20 protein-coding genes and 2 pseudogenes are annotated in these 22393 nt (G+C 62.9%); 13 read left to right on the plus strand and 9 right to left on the minus strand.

From position 1 onward, the window contains the following. Positions 1-426: 426 nt before the first annotated feature. Positions 427-783: a transposase gene (locus tag ACVWWN_RS17150; protein WP_457144934.1), complete on the plus strand. Its 357-nt coding sequence runs from the start codon at positions 427-429 to the stop codon at positions 781-783. A 41-nt stretch (positions 784-824) separates the two neighbouring features. On the opposite strand, the gene ACVWWN_RS17155 is transcribed toward ACVWWN_RS17150, so the two are convergent. After that, a complete protein-coding gene (locus tag ACVWWN_RS17155; RefSeq protein ID WP_457149483.1) occupies positions 825-1007 on the minus strand; it encodes a hypothetical protein in 183 nt (60 codons plus the stop codon). Here ACVWWN_RS17155 and ACVWWN_RS17160 point away from each other — a divergent pair. The 5 genes from ACVWWN_RS17160 to ACVWWN_RS17180 all read left to right on the plus strand — a co-directional run bounded on the left by ACVWWN_RS17160 (position 946) and on the right by ACVWWN_RS17180 (position 6547). After that, positions 946-1428, plus strand: coding sequence for a DDE-type integrase/transposase/recombinase (locus ACVWWN_RS17160; protein WP_457144935.1), 483 nt, complete (start codon positions 946-948; stop codon positions 1426-1428). The two genes, ACVWWN_RS17155 and ACVWWN_RS17160, sit on opposite strands and share 62 nt — an antisense overlap. After that, positions 1353-1586 carry an integrase core domain-containing protein gene (locus ACVWWN_RS17165; RefSeq protein WP_457144936.1) on the plus strand — a complete coding sequence of 78 codons (234 nt, stop codon included), beginning with the start codon at positions 1353-1355 and terminating at the stop codon, positions 1584-1586. Before ACVWWN_RS17160 ends, ACVWWN_RS17165 begins: the two co-directional genes overlap by 76 nt. A 216-nt stretch (positions 1587-1802) precedes the next feature. Then, positions 1803-3074, plus strand: coding sequence for an MFS transporter (locus tag ACVWWN_RS17170; RefSeq protein ID WP_457144937.1), 1272 nt, complete (start codon positions 1803-1805; stop codon positions 3072-3074). After that, the gene (locus ACVWWN_RS17175; RefSeq protein WP_457144938.1) at positions 3071-3241 is read left to right on the plus strand and encodes a hypothetical protein; all 171 of its coding nucleotides are present in this window, start codon (positions 3071-3073) and stop codon (positions 3239-3241) included. Before ACVWWN_RS17170 ends, ACVWWN_RS17175 begins: the two co-directional genes overlap by 4 nt. 510 nt (positions 3242-3751) lie before the next feature. Continuing rightward, complete coding sequence (locus ACVWWN_RS17180; protein ID WP_457144939.1) at positions 3752-6547, plus strand: helix-turn-helix transcriptional regulator; 2796 nt, start codon at positions 3752-3754, stop codon at positions 6545-6547. 99 nt (positions 6548-6646) lie between these two features. On the opposite strand, the pseudogene ACVWWN_RS17185 reads toward ACVWWN_RS17180, so the two are convergent. Continuing rightward, a pseudogene (locus tag ACVWWN_RS17185) lies at positions 6647-6856 on the minus strand (ISNCY family transposase); the annotation flags it as partial. A gap of 1046 nt (positions 6857-7902) precedes the next feature. Between ACVWWN_RS17185 and ACVWWN_RS17190 the strand changes: the two are divergent. Next, the gene (locus tag ACVWWN_RS17190) at positions 7903-8736 is read left to right on the plus strand and encodes a hypothetical protein (RefSeq protein WP_457144940.1); all 834 of its coding nucleotides are present in this window, start codon (positions 7903-7905) and stop codon (positions 8734-8736) included. 232 nt (positions 8737-8968) lie between these two features. On the opposite strand, the gene ACVWWN_RS17195 is transcribed toward ACVWWN_RS17190, so the two are convergent. Together ACVWWN_RS17195 and ACVWWN_RS17200 are read right to left on the minus strand one after the other, a co-directional pair. Further along, entirely contained in the window at positions 8969-9151 is a 183-nt protein-coding gene (locus ACVWWN_RS17195; protein WP_457149166.1) for an AMP-binding enzyme, read from the minus strand. A 279-nt stretch (positions 9152-9430) separates the two neighbouring features. Further along, positions 9431-10585: a DUF3500 domain-containing protein gene (locus ACVWWN_RS17200; protein WP_457144941.1), complete on the minus strand. Its 1155-nt coding sequence runs from the start codon at positions 10583-10585 to the stop codon at positions 9431-9433. An 831-nt stretch (positions 10586-11416) separates the two neighbouring features. Here ACVWWN_RS17200 and ACVWWN_RS17205 point away from each other — a divergent pair. The 3 genes from ACVWWN_RS17205 (at position 11417) to ACVWWN_RS17215 (ending at position 15049) form a co-directional block, all read left to right on the plus strand. Further along, positions 11417-11572, plus strand: coding sequence for a helix-turn-helix transcriptional regulator (locus ACVWWN_RS17205; RefSeq protein ID WP_457144942.1), 156 nt, complete (start codon positions 11417-11419; stop codon positions 11570-11572). 1050 nt (positions 11573-12622) lie between these two features. Beyond that, positions 12623-13270 carry a hypoxia response regulator transcription factor DosR/DevR gene (gene dosR, locus ACVWWN_RS17210; protein WP_457144943.1) on the plus strand — a complete coding sequence of 216 codons (648 nt, stop codon included), beginning with the start codon at positions 12623-12625 and terminating at the stop codon, positions 13268-13270. A gap of 54 nt (positions 13271-13324) precedes the next feature. Next, positions 13325-15049, plus strand: a complete 1725-nt coding sequence (locus ACVWWN_RS17215) for a GAF domain-containing sensor histidine kinase (protein WP_457144944.1) — start codon at positions 13325-13327, stop codon at positions 15047-15049. A 25-nt stretch (positions 15050-15074) separates the two neighbouring features. Here ACVWWN_RS17215 and ACVWWN_RS17220 read toward each other — a convergent pair. Further along, positions 15075-15268, minus strand: a pseudogene (locus ACVWWN_RS17220) (universal stress protein); the annotation flags it as partial. A gap of 310 nt (positions 15269-15578) precedes the next feature. Between ACVWWN_RS17220 and ACVWWN_RS17225 the strand changes: the two are divergent. From ACVWWN_RS17225 to ACVWWN_RS17235, 3 genes are all read left to right on the plus strand, one after another. Continuing rightward, positions 15579-16391: a universal stress protein gene (locus tag ACVWWN_RS17225; RefSeq protein ID WP_457149167.1), complete on the plus strand. Its 813-nt coding sequence runs from the start codon at positions 15579-15581 to the stop codon at positions 16389-16391. A 343-nt stretch (positions 16392-16734) separates the two neighbouring features. Beyond that, positions 16735-17052 (plus strand): hypothetical protein, encoded by a 318-nt coding sequence (locus tag ACVWWN_RS17230; protein ID WP_457144945.1) that lies wholly within the window; start codon positions 16735-16737, stop codon positions 17050-17052. 30 nt (positions 17053-17082) lie between these two features. After that, entirely contained in the window at positions 17083-17256 is a 174-nt protein-coding gene (locus ACVWWN_RS17235) for a hypothetical protein (protein WP_457144946.1), read from the plus strand. Between the two features lie 10 nt (positions 17257-17266). Here the strand turns inward: ACVWWN_RS17235 and ACVWWN_RS17240 are convergent, their stop codons facing one another. The 4 genes from ACVWWN_RS17240 to ACVWWN_RS17255 all read right to left on the minus strand — a co-directional run bounded on the left by ACVWWN_RS17240 (position 17267) and on the right by ACVWWN_RS17255 (position 22179). Beyond that, complete coding sequence (locus ACVWWN_RS17240) at positions 17267-18259, minus strand: Acg family FMN-binding oxidoreductase (RefSeq protein WP_457144947.1); 993 nt, start codon at positions 18257-18259, stop codon at positions 17267-17269. 295 nt (positions 18260-18554) lie between these two features. Beyond that, complete coding sequence (locus ACVWWN_RS17245; RefSeq protein ID WP_457144948.1) at positions 18555-18974, minus strand: hypothetical protein; 420 nt, start codon at positions 18972-18974, stop codon at positions 18555-18557. 78 nt (positions 18975-19052) lie between these two features. Beyond that, positions 19053-20327: an acyl-CoA dehydrogenase family protein gene (locus ACVWWN_RS17250; protein WP_457144949.1), complete on the minus strand. Its 1275-nt coding sequence runs from the start codon at positions 20325-20327 to the stop codon at positions 19053-19055. A 196-nt stretch (positions 20328-20523) separates the two neighbouring features. Beyond that, positions 20524-22179: a long-chain-fatty-acid--CoA ligase gene (locus tag ACVWWN_RS17255; RefSeq protein ID WP_457144950.1), complete on the minus strand. Its 1656-nt coding sequence runs from the start codon at positions 22177-22179 to the stop codon at positions 20524-20526. Positions 22180-22393: the final 214 nt, after the last annotated feature.

Below are 22393 nucleotides of genomic sequence, written 5' to 3' on the forward strand. Positions count from 1 at the left end.
ACGGCCGGGACCTCGTGACTGCCATGCAGGTCCGGAATATGCAGGAAGGCGCGCTCTCGAAACCCGCGCTAACCCCCCGCCAGGGCAGCGGTCGCACTGCTCTGATGGACACTGTCGAGAGCTGCGTGCGTGTACGCGACGAACGCAGGGTGAAGGGCGCGAAGGGCCCCCAGGGGTCGGCACGATCTCGTCGCCCGGCCGGAACATCTGGAGATCCCAACTTCACCGAGAATCGGCAGCCAATCCGTCAAAAGCCAGATTCATTGCGAAACCTGCCACCGCTAGTGAGACCGGTTCAAGCGCCCGGTAGCGTTGATTGCCAAAGCATTCCATCATTCTTGATGGATAATCGTCATTTGGGTCTGCTGCACGGAAAGGTGACAACCGAGATCGCTCGCCCCATGGGGTGGGCTGAAAGATGTCACCATGGCAAGGCCCTATCCGAAGGAGTTCCGCGACGACGTTGTGCGCGTCGCTGGCAACCATGAGGACGGCGTGACGATCGAGCAGATCGCCGCCGATTTCGGGGTGCACCCGATGACGCTGTCGAAATGGCTGCGTCAGGCAGAATTCGACGAGGGGGCCGCATCGGGCAAGACGACCGGAGAGTCGGCCGAGCTGCGGGAGCTGCGTCGCCGGAACCGTTTGCTGGAGCAGGAGAATGAGGTGCTGCGTCGGGCGGCGGCGTATCTGTCGCAGCCCAACCTGCCGGGAAAGGCTTTACCGGCTCGTGAAAGAGCCCGCCGACGGCATCCCCGTCGCGGTGACGTGCCGGGTCCGTAAGCTCGCCCACCAGCCCTACTACCGCTGGCTGGCCAACCCCGTCACCGATGCCGAAACTGGCTGAGGCCTACCGCGCCAACGCCCTGTGTGACGCCCACCGCGATGAACCGGAGTTCGGCTACCGATTCCTGGTCGCCGAGGCCGGCGATGCGGGTGCAGGCGATGGCCGAGCGCACCGCCTGGCGGATCTGCTCGACCAACGGCTGGTGGAGTGTTTTCGGCAAGCGCAAGCACGCCAAGAACGGCAAGGTTGGCCCACCTGTGCACGACGATCTGGTGGGCCGTGACCTCACCGCCGATGCGCCAAATCGATTGTGGCTGCCCGAATCACCGAACACCGCACCGGCCAAGGCAAGCTCTACCTGTGATATCAAAGACGTGTTCTCCAACCGCATCGTCGGCTACCGCATCGACTCGCGGATAAAATCCCGGCTGGCCACCACGGCGTTGGCCAGTGCAGTCGCTCGACGCGGCGAGGTCGCCGGCTGCGTGCTTCACAGCGACCGCGGCAGCCAATTTCGCAGCCGTAATTCTTGCGCGCCCTGCGCCGCAACGACATGGTCGGCTCCATGGACCGCGTCGGTGCAGCCGGGGACAACGCGGCCATGGAATCGTTCTTCAGCCTGCTGCAGAACAACGTCCTGAACCTCCGCCGCTGGGACACCCGTGAACAGCCGCGCATCGCCATCGTGACCTGGATCGAACGGACCTACCACCGTCGACGCCGTCAGCTCGGTCTGGGCCGGTTGACCCCCATCCAATACGAAGCAATCATGACCACACCGGCCCATCAGGCCGCGTAACCCGAACTGTCACCCGTTCGTGCAGCAGGAGCTCCGAATGCACAAGCTCGAGGACACTGCGCTCACATGTGTCGCCGAACGCTGTTCTCAGTTGCGCGGCCGATGTGTCCCGACAGTCCAGGGCAGCGTCGCATGACAAGTGACGCCCGCGGCGCATTCGAAGCCACCGCATCGTTCGGAAACGGTGCCAGTCGTAAGGCCTCGCGGCGTGTTCTGGTGGGCGGTGCGGTGGGCCAGTTCGTGGAGTTCTACGATTTCGCGCTCTACGGCCTTCTTGCGTTAACGATCGCCACTGTCTACTTTCCTGGTGACAAAACCACGCTGGGGCTGATTTCGACATTCGCGACATACGGTGTCGCGTTCGCGGCTCGGCCCTTGGGAGGCGTGTTCTTCGGCGCCCTCGGGGACTGCGTCGGGCGCCGTACCGTCTTGTTCGTGACCATCATGTTGATGGGAATCAGCACGGCGGCAATGGGTTCCATCCCTTCCTATGAAACGATTGGTGTCGCCGGTCCGCTGCTTCTGCTGCTCTGTCGGATAGGTCAGGGTTTTTCGGCTGGCGGCGAGTCTGTGGGCGCGGCGACCTTCGTGTACGAACATGCACCCGCGAATTCCCGGGGCTTTTGGATGGGTGTGTGTCTGGGTGTCACCGCTCTTCCGACGATTGTCGGTGCCGGGTTGATCCTAGCGTTGAGCCAGGTGTTGAGCGTTGAGGCATTCGAAACCTGGGGATGGCGGATTCCGTTCTGGCTGGCATTGCCGCTGTCGTTGTTCGGTTTGTGGATCCGGCTCAAGACCGAGGAGAGCGAGGAGTTCATCCAGGCGCGGGCGAAGCATGCCGACGTGGCGAGGTCCCCGATTCGTAGCGCCTTCCGCAAGGACAAACTGCGGATGCTCCAAGTTGTCTTCGTCATGGGGCTCGCTGCGCTGAACTTCTACTTCCTATCCGGGTACCTGGTTTCGTATGTGCAGGTTGCGGGAGACTTGTCGCGGAATGCTTCCCTCATCGCAAACGGCATCGCGATGGGCATCTTCGCGCTGTTGCTGCCGACTTTCGGTCGTCTCAGCGACAAGGTGGGGCGGCGGCCCTTGCTCGTGGTCGGAGGTTTGGCGACGGCGGTGGGCGTGATTCCGAGTTTCGCGCTAGTGACCAGCGGACATCTGGCGTTGGCGATACTGGGCCAGACGCTTTACGTTGTGCTGGCGTGCATCTATGGTGGCGGCGCTTATGTGTTCTTTGTCGAGCTGTTCCATACCAGCAACAGATTCACCACTGCGGCAATAAGTTACAACGTCGGATCCGCCGCTTTTGGTGGAACGGCGCCGCTCATCGGTACGGCTCTGGTCGAGACCACCGGTAACTCGATTGCGCCAGGCTATTACGTCAGCGCGATCGCGGTGATCGTCGTCGTGCTTATCCTCCTGACCAAGGTTCCCGAAACACGCAATGCGGTGAAGCGGTCACCGCGGGAGGAGCAAACTGCATGATCGAGACTGTGGTCGGCGTCGAATCGGGGCAGTTGGCAACAGGAGCGTTCCATGAGTATGCGGTGGGGTTAGACAGTTCTCGGCGCGTCGCGGTGCGTGTTGTTGCCGGCTGCAAGTCCAGAACGACGACGTTCAAGACCGCCGCTGAACAGGCGCCCGAGAGTTAGGGACGAACCGACTTGATCTGCTTCTCAAGGTGAGACATTGCGTCGTCTAGCTCCCGGACGCCCTCGGCGAGGTGCGTCAGTCCCTCAGCGAGCAGCTTCAAGGACGGGTTCGTGGCTTCACGCGCCACCTGCCGTTCCCTATCGGTTTTCTCGCTGTCCCGAAGACCTCAGCCGCTGCTTAAGACGTCATCAGCGTGGTGACGCCTGAGGTTGCCATTACTGCCATCGGGTGTCTGACCGGAGCGCGGCAAGGTGGTTTTGTCGGCGGCACGTGAAATCTGACCCCGGCGCGGCAACTGCCTGCTCACGCTTCGACCGCAACCGACTGGCAGCAAAGTTATGGCCAATCGCCGAGTCGAACACGATCCACAGCAGGTGCGGGCGTAGAACCCACGTGCTTAGACTGATTGCCGGCTTTAGCGGCGGCGAGAACTGTGGGCGACACAACTTGGATGACACAACTTCGAGGTCTTGCGCCTGCCTACTTCACGTCAGTGGGCGGTGGTCTGCGTGAGCGCCGCTAGGGCGTCGGGGCGGGTGCGGATACCGCCGATTCGCGGCCGGGCGGGCGAGCTGCAGGTGATCGGCGCGCTGATCGGGGCGGTCGTTCAGGGGCGCGGGGGCGTGCTGGTCATCGAGGGGCCGCCGGGCATCGGGAAGAGTCGTTTGTTGACCGAGGTGTTGACGCTGGCCGACAAGTGTGGGGTGCGCACCTTGCTCGGGGAGGCGTTCGAGTATCAGCAGACGGTGCCGTTTTTCTCGTTGTTCATGGCCACGCTGCGCGCTGATCCCCCGGTCGGTGATGTTGAGGCGCTGCGCAGGCTGGGCGGTTCGGCGGATCTGCGCTACTGGGTGGTGCACGATCTGGCGGACGCGATTTATGCGGCGGCCGCGCAGACCCCCCTGGTGGTTGTGTTGGAGGACATCCACTGGGCCGATAGCGGAACCCTGCTGGCGCTGCGGTCACTGGCCGCGAGGCGCCCTGATGTCCCGGTGTTGTGGGTGGTGACCGCGCGCACCGGGGCGGGCGGGGCGGGGGTTCAGGAGACCTTGTCGGTGCTGCAACGCACGAATGCCACATTGTTGCGATTGGCAGCGATGACGCCGGACGCGGTCGCCGACATGGTCTGCGACGCGGTGCGGGCGAGGGCGGATGCGTCGCTGCTGAGTCTGGCGGCCAAGGCGCACGGGAATCCGTTTTTAGTCAGCGAGCTGGTCGGTGGTCTTGGCGAGGAGGGTCGGCTCGAGTTCTCCGGTGGGCGTGCCGCGGCCACCGGATATGCGCTGCCGCGGCGGCTGGGCGTCGGTATGGGGCAGCGACTGGACCTGCTCTCCGATAGTGCTTCGGAGGTGGTGCGGGTGGCCGCGGTACTGCCGGACCGGTTTTCGGCCGGACTGTTGGCCGCGATGCTGGACCGCCAGCCGGCATCGCTGATGTCGGCGCTCGAGGAGGCGGTGCGTGCGGATCTTTTCGTCGATGATGGTGAGCGGCTGCGGTTTCGGCATGACTTGCTGCGTGAGGCGACCCGGCAGTCGTTGCCGCAGTCGTTGCGGCGGGCGATGGAGCGCCAGTCGGCGTCGGTCATGCTGGGAATGGGTGCGGCCCCGGCCGAGGTCGCCACCCAGTTGGCGCGCAGCGCCGAGCCCGGGGACCGAGAGGCGATCGACGCGCTGCGCCAAGCCGCGCAATCGGTGGGCCGCGGCGATGCGAGCGCGGCCGCGGACTTGAGCATGCGCGCGTTGGAGCTGTTGCCAGCCGACGACGCTGAGCGCGGGTCACTGGTCGCCGAAACGGTGGCGTGGCTCAACCGGGCCAGCCGCTATGGCGAGGCCGAAGAGTTGGCCGTCGTGGCGCTCGCGGCGGCGGCCTCGTCGGAAGTCGAAGCCGAGATCCGCCTCCGGCTCCCGACGCACACCAAGCACAGCACCCGGCGGCGGGTAGAGGAGAACCGCCGAGCGCTGCAGTTGAGCGACATCAGCGAGGTCACCCGGACACGGCATCTGGCCTGGCTGGCCTACAACATGGTGTTGCAGGACAAAAGCGACCAACATCGTGCGGCCGCCGACGAGGCTGTCGCGGCCGCGGCAGCCACCGGTGATCTCGAGGCCACCATCATGGCCGAGGTCACCCACGCGTTGCTCGATGCCGGCGAGGGGTACACGGCCCGCGCACTAGGCCGCCTCGAACAGCTTCGCCCGCTGGCCTACACGAATGAAACGGCGTTGGCGCATGCCTATGCCGGGATGCACCACGCAAACCTGCTGGCAGTGGTCGGCCGGTTGGACGACGCGACGGCCCGGGTCGCCAACGGCATAGGGCAAGCCAGCCGGGAAGGCAACGCAATGGCCCTCGCTACCTGGGCCGTCTATAGCGGGATGGTCCACCTCGCTGCGGGTCGGCTGTCGGCCGCTCGCGACGCGGCTGATTCCCTGCCGCCCCCACAGCCGACAGGCGCGACCGAGCATGACGTACATCGTATGCTGATCCTCGCCGAGGTGGCGGCGCACACCGATGACCGGAACGTGCTGCAGCAGACGGCCAATGATGCACGCGATGCCCACCCGATCGGTTCACCCGGCCAAAGTCGAGCATCGGCATTTGTGCTGGCGCGGGCGGCGTGGTATCGCGACGACGTTCATGACGCAGCGCGCTGGCTTGGCGACGTCAGCCTACTGGGGACACCACTTTTCCCCCATGCATTAGTTCGGCTGATCTTGGGTGCGCGGGTGGCCTCGGGCGCCGGTGATGCCGGCTTGCGCGCGCGGGTTCTGCAGGCCGCCGAGGTGCTGGAGCGTGAGCGGCCTGCGGTGCCGCTGTTGGCGGCGGTGGCCGGATATGCGCGCGGGATCCTCGAACACGATGCCCAGGCGCTGGTGACTGCTGCGGAGTTGCTTCGTTCGTCGTCGCGGCCGCTTCTTTACGCAAGCGCCGCCGAGGACGCCGGCGGCGAGCTCAGTCGCGCACAACGCAACGCTGAGGCGCTCGACCAGCTGAACGCGGCATTCGACACCTACATCGAGTGGGAAGCGATTGCCGATGCCCGCCGGGTCGGCCGCGCACTGCGCCGGTTAGGCGTGGAACGGCGCATCGTCACGCGCCCGCGGGCAAAAACGGGCTGGGACAGCCTCACCGACTCCCAACTCACCGTCATCAACCTCATCGCGCAGGGCGCGACCAACCGCTCCGTCGCGCAGCAACTGCACCTGTCCCCTCACACGGTGAAAACGCATCTACACAACGCCTTCGCCAAGCTCGGCGTCACGTCCCGGGCTCAACTGACGCAACTCATGCGCCGCTCGGATTGACCAGTCCGTCAACTATCAAGGTCACTAGCTACTTCGACCTGAAAAAGAGTTGATGGCGTGAGGGACTTTCCTGTGTGGTTGGCGGTGCGGGCCGGTGGCGGCGGTTGGGGCGGTTTCACGGGGCCAGGGCGCATGCAGGTCGGCTTCCAACGAGGCGTAGCCGTGGCCGCGATCAGCGGCCACCGTTGTTGGCGCACGATCGGTCCGTCCTGGGATGCGTGCGATCGCCGGCGCCAACTGCGGCGCATCGGCGGGGTTTCCGACCTCGACGCTGTGGTCGAGGATGACCCCGTCAGCGTTGTCAACGACCATCTGCGGATGATGTTCTTGAAGTTCCGGCACCGACTGGGCTTTGATGCTGACGTCGTTGAGCACCAGGGAAGCTGGCTCAGGCCGGCGTGGGTCCCAAATGCCATCGCTAGAACCTGGCGCACTTCGGTTTGGCCGATCACCACTAGCCGTCATCGCCCGCGGCGGCGCAGTTCGGCCGAAACAACATCTCCTGGTACGTAGGGGCCCAGCCGACGGCCAAGGTCATTGGGATGCTCACTGACTCCCTCGCGGGCGTAGACCGTGTCGGACTTGCAGGGGTCGATGAACGGGATCAGCAGTGCGAAGGTGACTTTGGTGGGGCACTGTCCAGAGCTCCCGCGCGGCGCAACGTAGGTGATCTGAGGCTTGGTGCCCCAATTGCGGCGCTTTCAGGGGTTAATCTGTGGTGGCGTCTCGCTTCCCACTGTCTGCTGTCACGGGGCTGGATCCACTGAATCTCGATTTGGCGGCTAGCCAAAAAGCCGAAAGACGCTATGTGAAGAAGCTCGGTATGTACGTATCTAAAGTCAGAACCGTGCCGGACTACTTCTGTCCGAAGGGACCTAGAGCAGGTCACCAGTGGAGACTTCCACTTGGTCATACCCATGCATCACTGTCCGAAATCCACACGGACACAAATGAACCGCAAGTTCGCCGAAGTTGAGCCAAGCGCTGTCCATACACGAACACTCGAGGCGTGGCACCGCATGCGGTGCGCGCGTTCGAGAGCTATGCGCCCCCGCTGATCGCGCAAGTCTCAGCGCGCTGAACAAGTTGACTCCCTTACGTCTGATCGAGCGCAGGTGCGTCGGCTGGCCGTGGCTGTATTGTTTGCATTATGCGGTGGTCTTGCGCCGCACATCGGCAGTACGGTTAGTACATGTCAGGCGGCATCTGCTGACCACGGTTTGCGGTCATCGTTGCCGCCGCCACGGTCACTTTAACCGCGGCATGCATCAAACCCGTTCAACTGTCGTAGTCAGCGCGCGAATCGCCGCCGTGTTGGCTGCGTACTTCAGCACAACCGAGGAAAGAGGAGCGAGATGCCGGCTGAACGCCACTGCGTCGGAACGGAACCGCCGACGACGCAAGTTGCCGACAATGAGCTGCCCAGCACAATGCGCGCGATCGGACCGATGGGATGGGTACGTGAACCGCTCGACGACGCACTGACGGCACGCCGTTTGGTGATTAGCCCGCCAGCGGCTGCGACAATCGGAACTCCCGCTCACGGTGCCAAGCGCTCGTTGGCCGGCGAGCTGGACTCCAACACCGTCTTCATGATGGGTGACAACCCCGAACTCCCCAAAATGCCAGCTCAGCCGACGCTGAGAGACTTCTTCAAGCTGCGGTTCGACGACTTCTCCGTCTCGCACATGCTGCAAAGCGCAAAGCTCGCTAAAGATCACGGACTGTCTGAACGGACGATCATGGCCTGCTTGTTGCACGACATCTCAGTCGCAGGACTCCTCTCGAGCTGTCACGGATACTGGGGTGCGCAACTGATACGGCCCTATGTCGATGAAGAAATAGCGTGGGCGGTCGAGAAACACGAACCCTTGCGGTACTTCGCTGATGAGGCGGTCGGCTATTCTTATCCCCAGGCATATATTAATTATTTCGGTGCCGACTACTCCCCACCAGACTTCGTTCGGTTCGAGTATGAGCAGGCACGCCAACACCGCTGGTATATGACCGCGCGCCTGGTCACTATCAACGACATGTACTCGTTCGATGCCGAGGCCAGGGCGGACTTCGATGAGTTCGAAGACATCGTCGGGCGCAACTTCTCCCAGCCGCCCGAAGGGCTCGGATTTGACGGGTCACCCGTTGCCCATATGTGGCGAACCATGATATGGCCCAATAATTTCCTGTGAGGACGACGACGTTTTTCGTATCGTGTAGACACCCGGTCTGCGAACCTAGCGCGTCGGCACGGCGCCAGAATGCGGTCCATAGTTGAGTAGTGGGCACAACATACCTATCGGGATGCTGGCCGTCCGCTATGACGCGGAGCTGCACTGCGACTACTGGGTCTTCTCGCGGACCGAAAGAAAGATGACCTTGTGTAGGTGATCTTTGGTCGTTTGGTCGCGCGAAATATCGAGGCTAAGTGAGTGTCTTTTGCGGAGACAAGTGGACCCGCACGTGGGAGCGCAGCTCGGTGACCGTCGGCGGCGCTGTATCGCGCGGTCGGATGAACGCCCCAACCACCTCGCCCCAGTGCTCGTCGGATAGGCCGACGAACGCCACCTCGCCGACAGCCGGATGGCGGTGGAGGACCTCTTCGATCTCGGCGGGACAGGCATTCTTCGCCGCCGCGGACGATCATGTCTCTTGAGCCGCCCGACGATCCGGCACTAACCGCGCTCGTCCATCATCGCTAGCGACCAAGGGTCGCTAGATCGCCTGTGTGCAAACATCCGTCGACACGCAGGGTTCGGGGGACTGTTCCGGCATGTCGAAGTAGCCAAGCATCGTCAGGCGGTCCGGCGGCGAACACATACTGAAACTCAGGAAACGGGAACGGCGACGGCCTGTGTGTTCCAGTCGGCCTCCGTCTGGCCGCGGCTACATCGACGCCGGCCGCGACGTGGAGTGGTACTGCGCGTGATGTCGGGCCAGTATGTCGTCGGCGAAGTCACTGGATGGATCGCGCCACACTGTGTGGATGTGGTTTACCTCGTGTTGGGTGTTGTCATACTCAGCAAGCAGCTGCGGAGCTTGCAACCGGTAGTAGTGGGGTTGCCCGCGTTCCGTCCCTCCAGCCCAGGCGAAGTGAACCTCGTTCAGGCGGTCACCGGCGAATTTTTTCAACTCCCTTTCGGCAAGCGCCTCAGGGATTCTTGCGACAAAGACGTCGAGAACAGCCCTCAACAGCTCACGCTGGTCGGAGGTCATTCTGGTTGCGGCGACCCCCTTGGGAGTTGAAGTCAGCTTGACTGCTTCATGATCTGCAGGCTGAAATCCCGCCTTAACTTCGGCGTCCTCGTGCATGGCCCGAATCTTGTCGCGAAAGCGTGGTTCAGTCAGGCTCCCACGCCACACGTCGAATAGCGGCATTGGTTTGTCGCCATCGCTGATTCGAGGTCGGTTACCGCCAACGATGTCAATCGGTGCGGCCGCGCTTAACAAAGCTAGCGCGGTCTGCTCCTCGTCGAGGGAACGGACGAGTTCGCGAGCGAGATCCTCTGCCGCGCCCAACGGACGCAGGAGGTGGCCACCAAGCAATGGCGATTCAGCCGGGTCGGCACCGAGGAAGAACGGCGAGCTGGATAGCACGTCGCCCTGCAAGATCGTGTGTTGCAGCGAAACATGATGGCCTCCAAAGCGCCAAGACCAGGGCCCCTTTAGGTCAGCCTGGCCAAATACTTTGAGCCAATACATTTGCGGGTCGCGTCCACGCGGGCGGCCGAAGTCGGCTTGCCATCCCTCAACCTGATCTAGGACATTCTCCAGCCCCATGATCGTGGTCGCCGTGACATATCCTGGTTTCGAGAACCCGGCAGAAACCAACTGCATGGCACAGCGCTGCTGGTTGGGCTGCATGTGTGCAAGAGGTAACCCGCCATGGTCGGTAGGGGTGTAGTACCACCGGTGCCGCTCGTCGTCGGAAGGCCACGGGTCGACGGCGACGCTGCGCTGCTCATCCGACAGGCTGTCGAGCCATGCCCGAGCCGCATGGACCATGCACTGTGCCGGTGACCAATTGGTCGTCACACCCATAGAAGTCCTCTCGCTTCGGTTCCCCATGTCAGCACTTGTTAACTCTGATTAGCGTCATATCACGGCGAACGCTAAAGGGGCCACCAGTAATACTCGATATTGTGGTACTCACGATAGCGAAATAGCAACGTCGGCGCGAAGATTGAGCGACGTGCTCACAACCGCGGCATCAGCCAGGCAGTCCCCACCCAACGGGATGGCGCCCGCCAGATCCAACACTGTCTTACCCGGCTCGTGCAGCGACCGCCCCGACCGCCATGGACTCAGTCCCCCGACACCCCGACGCCAATCCGCTGGCGTGCGCGTCTGCAGTAACAACGCCGCTCCCGCCGACGAAGTCAGCGACTCGCGACCCGCTTCGACACGAACACCACCACAACGGTTACCCCCTTCACCTACGGAGTGCCTTTCCGCTTGCAGAATCTTGACCTTCGACAAGCCAAGTTTCTCAAGCAGGACAGGCACTTCCGTGCATTACAGAGCTCGAGTCGCCCACCACTCACGAAAGATCGAGGCTAAGGGCGCGTCGCGCTGAGGTGGAGATCCGGGATGCGACCTTTTCTGTTCAGCCGCCGCGTCATACCAGGTGCGCCGCAGGCCCACCTCCAAGTCGCTGGAAAGACTGGCGTCGCTATAAGCAGGAGATTTCAGATTTGAGCCTGGGGGTCGAACGGTCGCCGGCGCCACTTGCTTGACGGCCACGTTCGGGAAGGCTCGCATACCGGACGCGAAGGCGGTGTCGTCAGCGTGGCCACTTGTGTCCTTGACCAACTGAGGCGACTCGATCCGAGCGCCGATAAATGACAACGCGTTCGACATGGTCCGTCGAAAATGGCGGAAGTTAGATGGATAACTCGCCAGGAGCTCGCGCAGCGATACGGCTTGCCTGTGAAGACGCCTGCTGAGTGGGCATCCAAGGGAACGGGCCCTCGCTATGCGAGGTTCGGTCGACACGTCAGATACCGCTTGAGTGACGTAGTTGATTGAGAAGCAAAGCAATTCGCTGCTGCGAGACGCACGTCCGCCCAGCTCGCCGCTAGTCGCCTTAGCGAGATGGCTGGCGGTCCGCCGCTGCGTATTGGGGAGCACAGCAAGATTGTTCGTGATCACCTCGGCAGCGAGGTATGGCTTGCCCGCACTCGCTTTCGTGACGCCGACGGCGTGACGCGCAGGGTCCGGCGCGTGGCCCCGGCAGATAAGTCCGATAAGTACGGAAAGCTGGCCGAGGATGCTCTCCTCATGGCACTGGCGGAGCGTCGCCCACCGATCGGTCCGGCTGTGAGCGGCCCCGATACCCTGGTTGATCAACATATTGACCGCCTTGCCGATGACGGCGCATTACGGTCTACGCGTTCGACGCACGGGACCACGATGGCGCGCCGTGGTCGGACGCTCCCACGTGGGGCGCTGCAGTTGCGGTACTGAACGACATCCTCTCGACGAATACGGTTCGAGACGTTCAGTCGATCCGCTCGAAGTCGGCGCCGACGGGCGCTGAGGCGCTGACCGCCGACCAGCTGCGTGAGCTACTGATCAAACTGCGGGCGTCGAAAACGTGCGCCAAGCGTGCCTAGTGGAGTTTAGCGAGGTTCATGACGACGCAGATCCGGTCACCATGCGACTGCGAGAAATGTTGGCACGCTGAGTTCGGCTGCGCTGTGCGCTCCATGATCACGGATCCAGCGGCTAGGTATGCATCCGAGGGCAATCGCCAGGTATGGGCGCACCTTGATCGCAGCCTGGCTTGCTGGAGGCAACGCTGTCCCGATCTTGACCTGCGCGTGGTGGCTGTTGGCGGCAGCGCCGTCAACTGTCTAACCAAGCATGCTGCGGATATTCAGCTGGTCGTGGTGGGCCGTGACGGTCGGAGATGTGGGTGATCTTCTCGGACCGATCGGTTCAGCGGCCCGGCATGACACTGATTGCTCCTCCTCATCCGCGATCGGCGTGAATTGTTGTGAGTGTCCACGACGAGAGGTCCATAATCGTTCTCTCGGGGACCGACCACACTCACCACGGCTCCTCGGAGGGATCTCAATGGTCAAGGTCTTCTTAGTCGATGACCACGAAGTTGTTCGGCGTGGGTTGATCGATCTGCTCAGCGCCGATCCCGAACTCGAGGTCATCGGCGAAGCCGGCTCGGTGTCGCACGCGCTGGCACAGATACCCGCGCTTGAACCGGACGTCGCGGTGCTCGATGTCCGTCTACCCGACGGCAACGGGATCGAGCTATGTCGCGGCCTGCTGTCGAAGATGCCCAATCTGCGGTGTTTGATGCTCACATCGTTTACCTCCGACGAAGCGATGCTCGACGCGATCCTCGCGGGCGCCAGCGGATACGTCGTCAAGGACATCAAGGGTATGGAGCTCGCCAAGGCCATCAAAGACGTAGGGGCGGGTCGTTCACTGCTCGACAATCGGGCCGCGGCCGCCTTGATGGCGAAGCTTCGCGGCGCAGCCGAGCACTCGGACCCGTTGTCGGGTCTGACTGACCAGGAGCGGGTCTTGCTGGACCTGCTCGGCGAGGGGCTGACGAACAAGCAGATCGCGGCGAGGATGTTTCTGGCAGAGAAGACCGTGAAGAACTACGTTTCCCGGTTACTGGCGAAGCTGGGGATGGAACGCAGAACGCAAGCCGCGGTGTTTGTGTCCAAGCTCGACCGTCCTCACAATTCCAAAGAGTGAATTGCGCAGGCGAAACATCGCTCGGTTCGCGGCCGAGGGTGCCACAATGGAGGTGTGACCGGCGGAGTCGAGCCGGACGAGGAACACGGCAGCGTCCGTCCACTGCGCAATTCGTTGTCGCAGCTGCGACTGCGTGAACTCCTGACTGAGGTTCAGGATCGGCTCGAACAGATCGTCCAAGGCCGTGATCGGCTCGACGGCCTCGTCGATGCCATGCTGGTCGTAACCTCGGGGCTTGACCTGGACTCCACGCTGCGCACGATTGTGCATACCGCAATCGAGCTGATCGGCGCCCACTACGGGGCGCTCGGTGTCCGCGGAGCCGACCACGAGCTCATTGAGTTCATCTACGAAGGTATCGACGAACCCACCCGAGAGAAGGTTGGGCCGTTGCCCCAGGGTCTTGGCGTGTTGGGGGTGTTGATCGATGAGCCGACACCTATCCGGCTGGATCACATCGATGACCATCCCGCTTCAGTCGGGTTTCCGCCCAATCATCCGCCGATGCGAACCTTCCTCGGCGTTCCGGTCCGCATCCGCGACGAGGTCTACGGAAATCTGTACTTGACGGAGAAGGCGTCAGGGCTCCCCTTCAGCGAGGACGACGAGGTGCTCGCACAGGCACTGGCCGCCGCCGCCGGTATCGCCATCGACAATGCGCGGCTCTACGAGCAGTCCCAAACGCGCCAGCAGTGGATCGAGGCGACCCGAGACATTGCCACCCAACTGCTGGCGGGTACCGATCCCGCCCGCGTGTTCCGGCTCGTGGCCGACGAGGCGCTCAAGCTGACGGGCGCAGAGGTTGCGGTGGTCGCGGTTCCCTCTGACGATGACGTCCCACCGGCCGACATCAGGGAACTCGTCGTGGTTGAAATCGCACCGGCACATGCGACTTCCCCTGCAGCTCAACCGATACCAATTGGAGGTACGTCGATCGGTGAAGCCTTTTTGCAACGAACCCCCGGACGATTGGACCTGATCGACGTCGAACTCGGCGTCCTCGACCATGCCGGCCCGGCGCTGGTACTTCCGTTGCGTGCTGCCGACACCGTTGCCGGCGTGGTGATCACCTTGCGGCAGAAGGGCGCTCAGCCGTTCACTGAGGAACAACTCGACATGATGGCTGCCTTCGCCGATCAAGCCGCCGTGGCGTGGCAGCTGGCGAGCACACAGCGTCGGATGCGCGAACTCGATGTCTTGACCGATCGGGATCGTATCGCGCGAGACCTCCATGATCATGTCATTCAGCGCCTCTTCGCTGTCGGGCTTGCCCTGCAGGGGACCATCCCCCGCGCCCGTCCCAATGAGGTCCAACGGCGGCTGGCTGACAATGTCGATGATTTGCAGGATGTCATCCAGGAGATCCGCACCGCGATCTTCGATTTACATGGAGCACCCACCGAGACAACCCGATTGCGACAGCGCCTCGATGACGCCATCGGGCAATTCGCCAGCTCCGAAGTCCGTACCACGGTGCAGTTCATCGGACCACTATCCGTTGTCGATGCCGTCCTCGCCGATCACGCCGAAGCGGTTGTGCGCGAGGCGGTCAGCAATGTGATTCGCCACGCCGGCGCCACAGCTTTGAGCATCACCGTCAAGGTCGAAGACGACTTGTGCATTGAAGTCAGCGACACCGGCCACGGCATCACGGGGCCAATTACTGAAAGCGGTCTGAGCAATTTGCGGGAGCGTGCCGAGGCGGTCGGCGGCGCTTTCGCAATCGAAACCGCGGCCGGCGGAGGCACTGTGCTGCGTTGGTCGGCCCCTCTGCCGTGACATCTCGGTGATTCGTACGGTACCGCTAGGACTGACGGGCGACGATCACGGGCATCCGAGCCGACCGCACCACGGCGGAGCTTACCGAGCCCATTAGCATACCGCGAACCCGCCTCAACCGTGACTGCCGACGACGACGAGTTGTGCTGACTCGGACTGCATTACAAGGTGACTAGCCGCCCGATCCGGGGCGACGACTCGGCGCACCCAGGCATCGGGTAACGCACCTGCCACTCGGCCTACCGCTGAGCGAGAAGCTTTCCTCCCACCGATTGCAACATGGACCACTCGATCGTCGAGGAACCGTGCGCAGTCCAGTCGCTCCACGCCTGCAAAGCAAAGAGGTAGCACCGTGATCATCGCCCGAAATGAGAATCAGGCCAGCCACACCCGATGCAAGGACTAACGCCGGCCGACTAGGGGCCTAATGACTCCATCCGTCACTCGAATCGGCCCGTAGCGTTAAGGACATACGGCAACGGCCACCGAGGTGTGCCCGCCCAGGCATCAGGAGTCCGCGATGAAGCACATGGAAGCACTCGGGCCGATCATCGTGGGTGTTGACGGTTCAAGAGCTGCGATCAACGCCGCGGTTTGGGCAATCGACGAAGCCATCAGCCGTGATGTGCCGCTGCGCATCGTCCACGTCACTCACATCAGGCAAGCGTCCATCGCACCGAAGGTGCAATTCAGCCTCGAAAGGGAGTATGCCGAGACAGCGCTGCGACAGGCACGTACCGCGATCGAGGCCACCGGAAGACCCGTGAAGGTCGAGACTGTAGTCCTCCGCGGCGACGTCGACGAGGCCTTGGCCGAGGAGTCTCGCGACGCTTCGATGATCTGCGTCGGATCCGTAGGGGTCGGCCGAATTTCCCGAGTGTTGTTCGGCTCTACCGCGGTCTCGTTGGCCGCGCGTGCGCACTGCCCGGTTGCGATCATTCGCACCAACAACGATGCGCCAGCGCCCATTCGGGGCCGGATCGCCGTTGTTGTCAACGACGAGCCCGGTAATGATACGGTACTGCAGACAGCCATGGATGAAGCGCGCGTGCGCGGCGAGGCGGTCTTGGTGCTGGGAGCGCGGCAGCCGGAAATGGCTCAGATTCCCTACGACGAACGTCGCCGCCGCGCCGGCGACTGGATGAACCGATACCCCGATGTCGACATTCGCCCCATCGCAACACGCACTGGCATGGCCTCGTTCCTGGAAACCACTGACGACGCGATTTCACTCGCTGTTATCGGCGCCGGAGACGTTGACCGCGTGCCAAATCCCATCGGTACGCGCAGTCAACCGATTCTCGCTCATGGCGAGTGTTCCATTCTCGTCGTCCGTAAGTAGTTCCGACGACTTTGCAGAACTTGACGGGTCGGCACGGCTGAAGGAGATTGAAATGTTTCCATCTGCAGATGTTTCCGAAAGAATTTCTGTGCCGACGGATCGCGGGCCTCGGACGCCGCTGTGCGATCGGCCGCGCGCGAAGCGGTCATGTGGCAACGCGCCGATCACGCTAGCCCATGTCATTGCTCCGGCACTCACGACCATGAGGAGTGAGTCGGTGCATTCCGTGTCGGGTGATGGCAACAGGGGCACGCGCACCACGTCGTCGACAGCCATGGCCGGCCGATACCGCTTGGGACCGGTCCTCATCGTCCGGCTGCCATAGCGTCGCTGGAAGGTTGACATGACCAACGAATACTTGGACCGAATTTCAGAAGGAACTCTTCTTGATGGGGGTTTGGTCTCACTACGGCGGCTCGACTTGGATGATCTCGACGGCATCATCGCGTTATCCGAAGCGCTCACCGAGAGTGAGCGATACCTTCGTTTCTTCACTGCTCATCCGGGCTATTTGAAAGGCTGGGCCAGGTCACTCGCCGATCGCTCCAACAGACGGTTCGCACTGGGAGCCTTCGAAAGCGGCAGATTGATCGGCTTTGCCAGCTACTTCATGTGCGACGACCCTGGATGCGCCGAGGTGGCAATCGTCGTTGCCCACTAGGAACATATGCGAGGCGTGGCACCGTGTTGCTTGGCCGACTTGGACAAATTGCCCGACAACGGACTGGATCATCTGGTGGCAGACGTCCTCACGGAGAACTACTTGGTGCGCAAAGTGGTGTCAGATGCCGGGTGGCCGTGCACCGTACATGCTGATGGTTCCGAGCTACGGGTCGACGTCAACCTCGCGGAACTCGGGCAATAAATCACGCTGCTTAGTTAAATACAGAGCCATCAAGGCGCGTGACGACCTCCGACATGGTGCGCCGCGGGGTCGACGGCAGCGGATCAGCATTCACTGGGGCCCACCCGATACGGAACAGAATCTGCGGATAATCGTCGGCGCCGAAAATGGTTGCTCGCGCCGCCTCCCGGGTGTGGGAGACTTCCAATGGCTCGGTGATCGGGCAACTCGCGAGGCCCAATGCTGTCGCGGTAAGCAACACCAGACTGGCAGCCTCACCGGCGCGCAGACGCGCCATTTGATCATCGTCGCTCGTCCCGAGCGCCACCACAATGGCGTTGTCGTCAGCCGAGGCCGCATCGGGTGGCTGAGCCAGGGCCGGCCCGGCGAACACGCGGCCGGGCAACGCAGCGGTTGGATCAGGTTCTGGTGTGTTCCGCGCGGGGATACCGGCTTTTGAGCGGTACCGTCCGCTCCATCTGGTCAGCTCGCTCAAGTACTCGTAATCGGTCGCGTGCCGCCGTGCAGCCTGAGCCACCAGGCTCGAGATCTCGGTGAGCGCCTCCACCCGGCGCAGCGTGACACCCGCGCGCGCAGCCCGAGCGCCCATCAGAGCTATGTCGCCGAGTGGCACCGGCCATGAGCTGTAGTACCGGCGATCGGTGCGCCTCCGTGGAATCGCCGCCGCCAACGCAACGTCGACCTGGGCGGCAGTGCACCGGTGAAGTTCGATGGCGGCCAGGTGCTCATCGTCACCGGGATCGGGGAATCGGTGGATCTTCGTCTGCCAACCTAGAGCAGCCAAGCCGACGACGCAATGATTCAGCGACGCACCGCAACTGAGCAGGAGGTCCCGGTTGTCTGGGTCAGTGTTGGGCAGGCGTCGATCGTAGTCGGCAAAGAGGTGCACACTGCGTGGGCCCACCCGCCAGCGCCAGGGTTGGGAATTGTGGATCGACGGCGCGCGGGTCGCCAACAACAGCGCCGTGCGAATCGTCTCGTTGTTCGGGAAATGTGCGCTCATGTGAACCACATCCTTCTGCTCAACAACTGCTCAGTCTGTCCACAGTTGCCACGCCGAGACAGCGCTACCACTAGAGGCTCAACCTCTGAAATGAGGACTTGATGTCCCGTGACCCATCCACCGGGGTAGAGGCCATCTTTTCGTCCGGATAACCCCATCTCAGGGACGGCACCGAGTTTTCAGGTCGAAGTAGCTAACAATCACATCACGTCAGCTCTTGACGATGCGCTCGTAGTCGGGCAGGCGAGCCATAAGGTGGTACGCCTTCGCTGCTTTACTTTTGATTGAGTGCGACTCACGCGGGACTCGCATCGTCGACGTATTCTGGTTTGGAGAGCTTGTCCGCGAGCTGGTCAAGTGCAGCCTGTAATTCTTCCCTCTCGTCGGCTTCTGCACTCGTAACATCACGGTCGGCTTGCGGCCGCCTGGGAAGCACCACCTTTTCAACGTAGGTGTTGGCGTTCTCGATCGCGGAGTCGATTCTTCCCAGCACGTCCTCAACTTCGGCAGGACCTGCGACGGCCTCGATCTTGTCCGGGTGGGTTTCTGTTCCGGTTATGGTGACCCCATGCCCTCGAACCGTATGCAGGAAGCAATCGGTCCAGGCTAGAGGCGGTAGCGGCAATATTTGAAGCCGAATAATGGCTTCCTGCAGTGTTTCGCCTACTTCAAGCTCCAGCTTGCCGACCCTGGATATTCGCCAGTTCTCTGACATCGCCAGTCCTCTCTGTGATTTCTTGTTGTGAATGGGTCCAGTCCGGGTTCGCCAGGGAGACCTTCCTCTATGTGGTGCTCATCGGAAGGCGTTGAGGCCGGTGATCGCGCGTCCGACGATCAGGGACTGAATGGAGTCGGTGCCCTCGTAGGTGTAGACGGCTTCGATGTCGGCGTGGTGCCGGGCAACGTGGTGATCGAGCAGGATCCCGTTGCCGCCCAGGGTATCCCGAGCCATCGCGCAGACCCGGCGCGCTCCGTCACCGGTGTTCAGCTTGGCCAGCGCGGCGTGCTCGATCGACACCCGCCCTTGGGCCTGCAACTGCGACATCCGGGTGCACATCAATTGCATGCCGGTGATGTCGCTGAGCATGTGCGCGAGCTTGTCCTGGATCAGCTGGAACCGGGCCAGTGGACGGCCGAACTGCTCGCGTCGCAGCGAATAGGTGAGTGCGGCCTCATAGGCGGCGACCGCGTGGCCCAGAGCCTCCCAGGCCACGGTCTGCCGGGACTTGGCCAGCACATAGTTGGTGTCGTCCCAGGTCCGGGATTTCGCCAGACGGGCACCGGCGGGCACCCGTACCCCGTCCAGGCGGATCTGGGCCTGCCACACGCCGCGGTTCGCGGCTTTACCCACGATCTTCCTGGCGTGATAGCCGGGGACTGGGTGCTGCGCGCCGTCTGGGTGTTCCACGACGAAAGCACCGACCTGACCGTCATCGTCGCGGGCCCAGACGACCACCACGTCGGCGATCGTCCCGTTGCCGATCCACCGCTTCTGCCCGTCCAGCACCCACTCGTCACCGTGGCGGCGCGCCCGCGTTTCCAACGCAACCACGTCGGAGCCGTGCTTGGGTTCGGTCAGCGCGAAGGCGCCGAGAATTTCACAGGTCGCCATCCGGGGCAGATATTGGGCCTGCTGCTCTTCGGAGCCGAGCATCGCGATGGTCGTCATCGCGAGCCCGGAATGTACGGCGTTGAGGGTGGCGATGCTGCCATCGCCGCGGGCCAGTTCGGCGGCGATGACACCTTCGGCGAGAAACGACATTCCGGGGCACCCGTAGCCGACGATCGAGGCGCCGGCAATGCCGAGCCGCCCATAACCTCTGGCCAGCTCGACTGGGAACTCTGCCCGCTCCCAATAGCCGGCAGCGGCCGGCGCCACCTCCGTGTCGCACCACAGCCTGACCCGGTCACGCATCTCGCGTTCGCGATTCGTCAGCAGTTCATCCAGACTGTAGAAATCGGTAGCCCGGGAAATCGCAAGATCATCACCATTTGGGAACTCATTCTCGGTGGTTTCACAATCGAGATCGGCAGCGTTGTCGGTAACAGGAATACTCGGCGCGTTCATACTTGGGTCCTGCTTTCATGTTCGAATAGGTGCGTGGGGTGACCTGCGGTGGGGTCGTTGATGTGCGGAACGATCCCGGGGGCGCGGTCGGCGTGATCCGCCGAATCCTGCCCGAGCAGACTCATTGTTGGTTCTCCTCGTTCAATGGGATTGCCGGACACACCTAGCTCTTGTTCGCAATCGGGTGGCGCCATGCTCAGCCTTGGATGCGGCTGCTGTGTCCGGCCCATTCCTTTTCGCGCAGCGCAAACTTCTGCAGCTTTCCAGTCGACGTACGCGGTAGGGACTCGACGAACTCGATCGCCTTGGGCACCTTGAAGCGGGCGATGTGCGACTGCAGGTAGGCGATCAGCTCTTCCTCGGTCACATCAGCGTCGGGCCTGCGTACGACGAAGGCCTTCGGCCGCTCTCCCCACTTTGGGTCCGGCACGCCGATCACGGCGACCTCGAACACCGCCTGATGCGATTCGATCGCGTGCTCGATCTCGATCGTGGAGATGTTCTCGCCACCGGAGATGACGATGTCCTTGGCCCGATCACGCAGCTCGACATACCCATCCGAGTGCTGGACGCCGAGATCCCCTGTGTGCAGCCATCCGCCCTCGAAGGCGTTCTTGGTGGCCCCCTCGTCGCGGTAATACCCGGCCATCACGTTGTTGCCACGCATCACGATCTCGCCCATCGTCTGACCGTCGCGCGGAACATCGTTCATCTGCTCGTCGACCACCCGCACCGGATCGGATTGGATCATCGCGACGCCCTGTCGCGCCTGCCGGCGCGCCTGATCCGCCGGCGACATGGCCGACCAGCCGGGCTGCCACTCGTTGAGGGTGTACGGGCCGTACACCTCGGTCATCCCGTACACGTGCACGATCCGGGTGCCCAGCTCGCGCATCCGTGCGATCACCGACGGCGCCGGCGCGGCGCCGGCCACTGTCGCCACCAGCTCGTGGTCGAGCCGGTGCGCCTGCGGGGCCTCGGCGATCGTCACCAGCACCGTTGGCGCACCGTCGAGATGGGTGACCCGCTCTTCATCCAGCAGCCGCCAAATCACGTCTGCACGTACCGCCCGCAGGCATACGTGCGTCGCACCGATCCCTGTCACCGCCCACGGCGTGCACCAGCCGCTGCAGTGGAACATCGGCAGGGTCCACAGATAGACGCTTTCCGGGTCGAACCGTTGGTGGATGATCTCGCCCAACGCGTTCAGGTACGCACCGCGATGGGTGTACATCGCGCCCTTGGGCTGGCCGGTCGTGCCAGAGCTGTAGTTGATCGCTATCAGCCCCAACTCGTCGTCGACCGTCCACGGCAGCGGGTCCGCCGAGCCGCGCGCCTTCAGCTCGTCATAGGAAATATGTGCGTGCTCGGCGGCCGCGGGCGACGCGGGACCCAGCGGGTCGCTGAGCGCCACCACCTCCTGAACGGTTTGCAGATTGCCTAGCACCGGAGCCAGCGCCGGCAGGTACTCCGTATCGGCCACCAGCAGCGTCGCGCCGGAGTGATCGCAGATGTAGCGGACTTCCTCTGCGGAGAGCCTGACGTTGATCGGGACCATCACCGCACCGGCCAGCGGCACACCGAAGTTGGCCACCAGCATCTCCGGGATGTTCGGGCACATGTACGCCACCCGATCACCACGCTGAATGCCAGAAGCGCGAAGTGCATTCGCCAGATGGGTCGCCGCCGCACCGAACTCGCTATAGCTCAGCCGGCGGTCGCCATACGCGATGGCGGTCTTGTCGGCGAACACGTCGAGCGAACGCTCGAGAAACGCCAACGGAGTCAGGGCAGTGTACGAGTCCGATGACTTCACGTCCTGACCGACGGGTACGTCAAATGTGGGGGCCATGAAGTCTCCGGATCGTTGAAATTGACCCACACGGACGTGTGGGCGACGTAGACCGTTGGGGCACAAAGGGGCCCACAGCTTCGGGGGAGCGAGGAATCCCGGATCGACCGAGCTAGCCTCGTCGACCTCGGGCCTCTCAAACCGGTCGCCGCGGTCTGTGCTGCCAGCCGGGCTGGCGGGACAGTGTTTGAACGCATCGTTGGCCTTGGCGCCC

It is taken from the genome of Mycobacterium sp. URHB0021 (genome assembly GCF_054057895.1).

Excerpts from the sequence above, each read along its gene's own strand:
- ACVWWN_RS17150 (WP_457144934.1), top strand. The coding sequence starts at position 427 with ATGGCAAGGCCCTATCCGAAGGAGTTCCGCGACGACGTTGTGCGCGTC.
- ACVWWN_RS17160 (WP_457144935.1), top strand. The coding sequence starts at position 946 with ATGGCCGAGCGCACCGCCTGGCGGATCTGCTCGACCAACGGCTGGTGG.
- ACVWWN_RS17165 (WP_457144936.1), top strand. The coding sequence starts at position 1,353 with ATGGACCGCGTCGGTGCAGCCGGGGACAACGCGGCCATGGAATCGTTC.
- ACVWWN_RS17175 (WP_457144938.1), top strand. The coding sequence starts at position 3,071 with ATGATCGAGACTGTGGTCGGCGTCGAATCGGGGCAGTTGGCAACAGGA.
- ACVWWN_RS17190 (WP_457144940.1), top strand. The coding sequence starts at position 7,903 with ATGCCGGCTGAACGCCACTGCGTCGGAACGGAACCGCCGACGACGCAA.
- ACVWWN_RS17200 (WP_457144941.1), bottom strand. The coding sequence starts at position 10,585 with ATGGGTGTGACGACCAATTGGTCACCGGCACAGTGCATGGTCCATGCG.
- ACVWWN_RS17205 (WP_457144942.1), top strand. The coding sequence starts at position 11,417 with ATGGCGGAAGTTAGATGGATAACTCGCCAGGAGCTCGCGCAGCGATAC.
- dosR (WP_457144943.1), top strand. The coding sequence starts at position 12,623 with ATGGTCAAGGTCTTCTTAGTCGATGACCACGAAGTTGTTCGGCGTGGG.
- ACVWWN_RS17225 (WP_457149167.1), top strand. The coding sequence starts at position 15,579 with ATGGAAGCACTCGGGCCGATCATCGTGGGTGTTGACGGTTCAAGAGCT.
- ACVWWN_RS17230 (WP_457144945.1), top strand. The coding sequence starts at position 16,735 with ATGACCAACGAATACTTGGACCGAATTTCAGAAGGAACTCTTCTTGAT.
- ACVWWN_RS17240 (WP_457144947.1), bottom strand. The coding sequence starts at position 18,259 with ATGAGCGCACATTTCCCGAACAACGAGACGATTCGCACGGCGCTGTTG.
- ACVWWN_RS17245 (WP_457144948.1), bottom strand. The coding sequence starts at position 18,974 with ATGTCAGAGAACTGGCGAATATCCAGGGTCGGCAAGCTGGAGCTTGAA.
- ACVWWN_RS17250 (WP_457144949.1), bottom strand. The coding sequence starts at position 20,327 with ATGAACGCGCCGAGTATTCCTGTTACCGACAACGCTGCCGATCTCGAT.
- ACVWWN_RS17255 (WP_457144950.1), bottom strand. The coding sequence starts at position 22,179 with ATGGCCCCCACATTTGACGTACCCGTCGGTCAGGACGTGAAGTCATCG.